The organism is Pseudoalteromonas sp. MelDa3 (assembly GCF_002863625.1).
Taxonomy (GTDB): domain Bacteria; phylum Pseudomonadota; class Gammaproteobacteria; order Enterobacterales; family Alteromonadaceae; genus Pseudoalteromonas; species Pseudoalteromonas arctica.
This window is the reverse complement of the sequence record NZ_PJBR01000129.1, coordinates 1-6427: the sequence shown is the minus strand read 5'-3', so window position 1 is coordinate 6427 and position 6427 is coordinate 1. Positions and strand designations below refer to the sequence as shown.

At 37.1% G+C, this 6427-nt stretch carries 8 protein-coding genes and 1 pseudogene; 5 read left to right on the top strand and 4 right to left on the bottom strand.

Annotated features, from left to right (window positions below):
• A pseudogene (locus CXF89_RS17750) lies at nucleotides 1–359 on the bottom strand (WYL domain-containing protein); the annotation flags it as partial.
• Between the two features lie 306 nt (nucleotides 360–665).
• On the opposite strand from CXF89_RS17750, the gene CXF89_RS17745 reads away from it, so the two are divergent.
• Entirely contained in the window at nucleotides 666–2585 is a 1920-nt protein-coding gene (locus tag CXF89_RS17745; protein WP_121955341.1) for a hypothetical protein, read from the top strand.
• Between the two features lie 35 nt (nucleotides 2586–2620).
• Here CXF89_RS17745 and CXF89_RS17740 read toward each other — a convergent pair whose 3' ends face one another.
• Nucleotides 2621–2818, bottom strand: a complete 198-nt coding sequence (locus CXF89_RS17740) for a helix-turn-helix transcriptional regulator (protein ID WP_055015691.1) — start codon at nucleotides 2816–2818, stop codon at nucleotides 2621–2623.
• A 125-nt stretch (nucleotides 2819–2943) separates the two neighbouring features.
• On the opposite strand from CXF89_RS17740, the gene radC reads away from it, so the two are divergent.
• Genes radC through CXF89_RS17720 form a run of 4 tightly spaced genes read left to right on the top strand, consistent with a single transcriptional unit; the run spans nucleotide 2944 to nucleotide 4691 of the window.
• A complete protein-coding gene (gene radC / locus CXF89_RS17735) occupies nucleotides 2944–3417 on the top strand; it encodes a RadC family protein (RefSeq protein ID WP_121955340.1) in 474 nt (157 codons plus the stop codon).
• 12 nt (nucleotides 3418–3429) lie between these two features.
• Complete coding sequence (locus CXF89_RS17730; RefSeq protein ID WP_121955339.1) at nucleotides 3430–3849, top strand: DUF2787 family protein; 420 nt, start codon at nucleotides 3430–3432, stop codon at nucleotides 3847–3849.
• Nucleotides 3850–3859: 10 nt separating this feature from the next.
• Nucleotides 3860–4420: a tyrosine-type recombinase/integrase gene (locus tag CXF89_RS17725; RefSeq protein WP_121955338.1), complete on the top strand. Its 561-nt coding sequence runs from the start codon at nucleotides 3860–3862 to the stop codon at nucleotides 4418–4420.
• Nucleotides 4421–4451: 31 nt separating this feature from the next.
• On the top strand, nucleotides 4452–4691 hold the full coding sequence (locus tag CXF89_RS17720; RefSeq protein ID WP_121955337.1) for a hypothetical protein: 240 nt from the start codon (nucleotides 4452–4454) through the stop codon (nucleotides 4689–4691).
• A 189-nt stretch (nucleotides 4692–4880) separates the two neighbouring features.
• Here the strand turns inward: CXF89_RS17720 and CXF89_RS17715 are convergent, their stop codons facing one another.
• Both CXF89_RS17715 and CXF89_RS21225 read right to left on the bottom strand, forming a co-directional pair.
• The gene (locus tag CXF89_RS17715; protein WP_121955336.1) at nucleotides 4881–5537 is read right to left on the bottom strand and encodes an inovirus Gp2 family protein; all 657 of its coding nucleotides are present in this window, start codon (nucleotides 5535–5537) and stop codon (nucleotides 4881–4883) included.
• A gap of 195 nt (nucleotides 5538–5732) precedes the next feature.
• A partial coding sequence (locus CXF89_RS21225; protein ID WP_180961423.1) for a hypothetical protein occupies nucleotides 5733–6427 on the bottom strand: 695 nt, incomplete at its 5' end.

The following is a 6427-nucleotide window of genomic DNA, read 5'->3' as shown; positions in this document are numbered from 1 at the left end:
CTATTTGGATGTATTAAGCGCGTTGCATCTTGGCAATAACTGCTGGGCTGATTGCCGCTAGACAAGCCATCACCAAAACCACGGCATAAAGCGCTGAGAATACTCTCAGCGTTATGTTTGAATAAAGGTTTAAAGCTTTCTAGACGGTGGTAGCTTTTGGTTGTATGACTCAATACTAAGTTTTGCGGAACAAGCTCTTTGTAGGATGCTAAATCACGGGTGCACGCGGCTAAGCCAGTTTTAAAGCGCTGAATTAAATCAGCTCTTGCAACTTGGCCAAAGTACTGCAGATTAAAATCTATGAACGCTAAGCGTTCCCTCTGAGCATGTGTGAGTGCATCCAATGCGGTATTAGTCATAAATATACTAAATCATTATTTTGTAGTAACTATATCAGGCAAAGTTAAAGATGCAATCAAAATGAGTTGATGTGGTTTGTTTCTTAAATTACTACAATAAATATTTGACATTAAAAGTATTTGCAATTAAATTGCGTTCCAAGGGCAGAGGCTTACCTGCGGTTTGTAATGTACTTCTTACAAAACAAAGCACTCGAATCGTTTTACATCATACCTACGATATACACTTCATTCTTGGACTTAGTAGCCGGAAGTACGCCGTTAAAAATATACAACGGGGCTTTAACTATTTTTTAAGGTTATAGAATGAAAAACAATACTGCGGTTCCAACTACATACATCCCTTTAGAAAAATTTCATATAGTGCCAATTACTGGTTTAACACCAGAGAACTTAAAATACTCAGCTAAAAAAACTATCAGAGACAGAGAAAAAATCCCTCATACCACAAAGCTTAATATATTAGCTAAAAATCTAGGTATTAAAGGCGGGTTTGCTAACTACGAAAAAGAGTTTGAAGAAAAGCTTAAGCCATTTATGGCAGCACATAAGCTGCAAAAACGAGTTAATTTACTTGAGCATAAATACCGTGGAATGCAATTAGGCTACACGCAATTTACCCACCAGCAAGTATCTGAAAGGCTGTTTTACTCAAAAGAGCAGATGCCGAGTAAGTTATTTACTGGGAACGACTTCGATTTTTCAGGTGTTTTAGCCTGGGATATGCATGATCTTTATGAAGTATTAGCTAAAGATAAATATTGGGAAAATATTTTTATTCAAAAGCTGCATATTAAGCTCTTTTGTGATGATAGCTTTGAACTTGATAAATATGTCGAGGCTATGAAGGAACACTATTTTGTAGATTTTAATGAAGAGCGCTTTAAGGAGCTATTATCTTTAGACCTTAATACAAAAATCCCACTTACAAAAAGGCGAACGGGTAATCTTCCCTCTTTTTTTGACTCTGCTTCTAATAATTTAAATGAAGCTTCTACTCAAACTGCTGAATATGAAGAAGTGATGGTAAGCATTTCAGATCTGATAATTATTAGTAATATGTTTGAGATTGGTGGTTGCTATAATTTACTTGGTAACAACCTTACAAACTTTTACGACCATGCTTTCGGCTCAGATGTTGAGGTCTATTATGAAAATAGCATGTCTTCGGATGAGTCTGGGGTATATATAAAATCAGCGCAATTTTTACAAAAGATATTAAATCAAAGGTTTCAACAGTCAAATAAGGGATGGGTAAATGTAATTCCTTATAACGAGAACCTTATATTCCTCTCTGACGATAACGGTAATTTTGACTTTGTCATCAAAAACCAAAGAGATAAGGTTTTTACACATCAAATATACGGTGATTACCTAAAGCGAGCAGATATACCAAGCTTTATTGAAGATTATCGGTTTAAGCGTTGGGAGTACTTTAACTATAAAGGTAATCGTGAATTAGACAGCCACTTAGCAGAGCAACATTACTATGCTAATGGTGGTTTAACTAAAAATTACCCAGGGCAACATGTAATATTACAAAATTATTATGAAACCTCTGGGGATTATATTATCGAAAGCCGCAGCTCTAATAAGCACTTGTATGGCTTTAAAAAAGTTAAGCTAGCAAATAAAGAGTTAATGGTTTCAGAGCTGATCACCATAGATGAACTAAATGATTTTTTACATAAAAACCATGAATATTTTTCTACCAGAAAGGGTGACTCGTTACCCCCGTTAAATACTGAGGCGGATAAAAATTTAGCCGCAACATGTACCTTTTATGATGTTTTAGCTTATGTAAGCTGGGCAGAAAAAGAAACAAACGTTCCACTAAGATTACTAGCATACGACGAGTACTTAGCTGTTAGGGATAACGACTTAGGGACAAATGCCAGCTTTAAAAACGGTGGCTATATGGCCTTTTATACACCTGACGGCAGGCAGTACCCAGGGCACCCTCCATACATGAATGAGAGTGACTTTGATGCATTAACATTACGGTTTCCTGAAAATTTAACTAATTTTGAAAAAAATGGGTTGGAATTTATAGACTCGAACTTTTTTGCAGAATGGTTATTGGAAGGCGTAAGTATACGCTCAGCAAGTTTAACCTCCTTTTATGGCGACGCTCATGTATTAAGGGCATCTGGACCACGAGATTGTACTGGCAAATATAAAGGAGTAAAAACCGGCTTTAGACTTTGCTATGAATTAAACCAGTAGGCTTTATTAAAGCTACCCCGCTATGGGGTAGCATTTTAAGCTGCTGTATTTATAGTGTCCCTTTTCCCTATTTTTTCACTTATCCATTCTTCAACTTCACTTTCTACCCAGGCTACAGAGTTACCACCTAGCTCAACTTTCATTGGAAATCCACCAGCACTCATAAAGCGATAAACAGTAGATCGGCTTAAGCCTGTGATATGTAAAACTTCTTTTAATTTGATTAAACGCATGGGATTTCTCCGGTTAGGTTAGTAGTACATATCCTTTCCGGGGGTAGTAATTTTTTACTGAAATGAAACAAAAGCGTTAAACATATACATCACTATTTTGCATAAACCATTAAGAGGGCATAACAATGCAAAATAACAAGTCACTATACGAATTTGATCACCCAGTAAGTGATGAACAAATACTTGAAGCAGCAGCTTACATAATCGCTCAAAAGCAATTTAGGCATGGGGCTTTAACATGTCCGAAAGACAGTGAAGAATATTTAAGACATAAGCTGGCGTTAATTGAGCATGAGGTGTTTGCTGTGCTGTTTTTGGATAACCAAAACCGCATACTTGAATACAAAGAGTTATTTAGGGGTACTATTAACGCAGCAAGCGTATACCCACGAGAGGTAGTTAAAGAAGTATTAGCGCTAAATGCAGCATCCGTAATACTGGCGCACAATCATCCCTCAGGCGTCAGTACGCCGTCACAGGCCGACAAGTTAATTACTACCAAATTACAGCAGGCGCTCAAACTGATTGATGTTTCGATAGTCGATCACATCATCATTGGTGAAACCAGCTATTCATTCGCTGAGCATGGCTTAATTTAAAGGGAGTAGGGTATGGCTATTAAAATAAAGCAAGTGCCAGGATTAAACGTGCCAGAATCATTGTTTGGTGTGATCGTTAATGCAGTTGCTAAAGCAGGGGAGTCGGTAGGATGTGCTAAGGCGCTAACTATTAATTTTCGTGATAAAGACTACAGTGCTAAAGCCGGTGGATTTCATCCTGTTGAGGTAAGGCTAGAAAAACGGGGTATTGGTTGGGAGCTTATATACATTACTGATTTTTCATACCAGGGCCGACCGGATTCTGAATTAGTAAAAGAGATTGATGTGTGCTTTGTGATTAAGCGGGTATATCACATGCTGGTGGGCTGGTTGAGTGAACGAGAGGGGAAGGACCTTTTAACCTTGTTTGTGGCTAACTTTGTTGATTATTACAACACGGGTTGCTACCAGGTCAGTATTACAACTGATTAAGGAGTTGGTAATGGCTGAAGTACAAGCGATTAAGGACCTTGATACAGTTAAGTTAATTAGTTACTTGCTCGAAAAGCGGTGTTCTAAGCAAATGAGCCATATTTGGAATATAGGTTTGAACTTAGCATTGCGTATATCTGATTTATTGTCTGTTAAATTTACGGATATACAAAACGACAGGTTAATTATATTTGAGAGTAAAACAGGCAAGCTAGCAGAGATTAAGTTAAATCAGAAAGCATTAGCGTTTATCCACGAAGTACGTATCACTCACGCCAATCATGTTTACTTATTTCAATCGTATCGTAATCAACAATCTAAAAGTTCAATAACACGGCCCTTGTCACGCAGGGCTGTTACAAGAGCATTTGCGCTGGTGGGTGAAGAGCTTAATTTAAAGCTAGGTACTCACTCAATGCGTAAAACACGAGGTTACCACCTCTATCACAAAACCCAAGACATCGCCCGTGTAATGAAAATGCTTCGCCATAGCTCTGAAGCAACAACACTGCGTTATATTGGAATAACCCAGGAGGAAATCGATAAAGACTTTGAAGAGTTAGAGCTATAAATTTATTACATATAATAGGAGTAAGTTTGTTATGTCGTTAGAAAAAGCCGTTACATGCGGTGTAGTAGGAAATGAAGTATCTAAACAGATAACCGGTAGTAGTGAGCCGTCACTCGGACGAACGGCTATTGCTGTAAGCTCTGGTGCTGTAGCAGGAGCTGCTGTATCTGGTGCGATAGTAGTTGGGTTAGGTGTGGCATCTGCACCTGTTACGGTGCCATTGGCTGTTGCTAGTGGCTTGCTGGCTGGATTAGCGAGTTTATTTGATTAGAAGTAAACAAAGAACGCATTTAGCAGTGCGTTCTTTTTTTGCTTTTGTAGTGTAAATGGCGCTTCTCGTAATGCTATTTTGGGAACTTGCCATCCCTTATATACTAAGGGTTTGAGCTTATTTAGCTAGTTGAAGGTCTCAAAAGCGCGTTAGAACAATTTATGAGAAGCACAGGTCTTAGTTAAAGTATCACCTCTGACTATAACCAAAACAACGCTGCCCTAAGCCGTAATGCTTAGTATTAAGTTTGGCGAAGTAACTTACTCGACAATAAAGAGCATGGAAGTTTTGAGCGAAATTAGGGTTATTAGCGTCAAGGTAATAGTGTGCATTATCAGGCAAATGAACTAATTCCATCGTTTCATTCAGCGTTAAGGACAACGCACTTGCCCAGGCCTTAGCTATTCGGGTAAACAAGTTATCGCTTTCTATATTTATTTTACCCGTACAGTGGTACCGGTCCTTATTGAAAAACAGTACAAGATGATAATGCTGATGGTGAGCTTCGTCCTTCTCTCTAGTCCAAATATATCTAATATTACATGGATGTGGAGTTTTACCATCACGAATTTTACGTTTTGTATCTGCTTTAATCTGCGCCTCAAGAGAAGCAATAAATCGTGTAATAATTTTATTGCTATCTAAATCAACTGTATTTGAATAAGCAGGTAGCCTTAAATCAATTCTGACTGCAAACGTTCTTTTATGTTCACTACATGCAGCATGCATTACTTTCTCAATAGCATTTAAGTAGGGAATAACTAGTCGCTGATCTACTCTAGCGAGTGTTTGATATTGCTTGTATGTAGGGTTTGTTGTTACTGGGTATTGGGTTGGGTTAGTCATTATCTTTCTCCTGTTATGTATTGGTTCATATCAGGTGTATGAGTCGTAGTTTTTTAATTGGTATTTGTTGTGATAATGACTTCGTTACTAGTAACTCTTATAAATATTACCAAACCGAGGATTGGGCTTGAAAAAAGTAAGCACGTATCAATGGAACATTTTTTTTAGCGCTATACATGCGAGCGTTATTCTCAATTAATTCTGCTCTGAAGTTAAAGTGTCTTTGTAAAATGCTTCAAATACTTTTGGATCAATATGAAATATATTGTAATTCCCATTTTTCAGTTGGCTTTTTGAGTCCATAAACGTCACTGTTCCATCATTACTATTAACTTTTTCACAGAGGTCTAGATTGGTAAATAAGATTAAGTTGTGAATTGATGTGACATCATAAAACTTTACCTTCGAATGAGTGCCTTCTATGAAGGCATTTATATAGTTACCTTTTTTCTTGAGTGAGTGTATAGAGCTAAGGTATTTCTCTATGTCCTCACCAACTTTCGGAGTGTCTTTTAGCGAATGAATTATAGAATATAAAATGTAATGAATATGTATATTAGCTAGATTTTTTATCAGGTACGAAGTTCCATGGCCTAAATTAGCGGCGCTTATTTTATAATCTGCAGGGCTGAAAATATGGCTAAAAGCATCTTTTTGGCTAACAGGTTTAATGTTAGTTCCACCATTTAGTAAATATGATAACCCCATAGAAACTAACTTAAGAAGGACTCCATCGAAGTAGCTAAAAACTTCTTTAGGCTGCTGACACAAAAAATTAAAGTCATGTTCAAGTGAATCTACTTCAAATCTTAATAATCTTAAAAAAATATTTTCACGTATTTTTTCAGAGAAGAAAAAATCTATCAGTGCCCCAGAGAAGTTATATATTT

Coding starts and splice junctions, on each gene's coding strand:
- CXF89_RS17745 (WP_121955341.1), top strand. CDS start 666: ATGAAAAACAATACTGCGGTTCCAACTACATACATCCCTTTAGAAAAA.
- CXF89_RS17715 (WP_121955336.1), bottom strand. CDS start 5,537: ATGACTAACCCAACCCAATACCCAGTAACAACAAACCCTACATACAAG.
- radC (WP_121955340.1), top strand. CDS start 2,944: ATGCAAAATAACAAGTCACTATACGAATTTGATCACCCAGTAAGTGAT.
- CXF89_RS17730 (WP_121955339.1), top strand. CDS start 3,430: ATGGCTATTAAAATAAAGCAAGTGCCAGGATTAAACGTGCCAGAATCA.
- CXF89_RS17725 (WP_121955338.1), top strand. CDS start 3,860: ATGGCTGAAGTACAAGCGATTAAGGACCTTGATACAGTTAAGTTAATT.
- CXF89_RS17720 (WP_121955337.1), top strand. CDS start 4,452: ATGTCGTTAGAAAAAGCCGTTACATGCGGTGTAGTAGGAAATGAAGTA.
- CXF89_RS17740 (WP_055015691.1), bottom strand. CDS start 2,818: ATGCGTTTAATCAAATTAAAAGAAGTTTTACATATCACAGGCTTAAGC.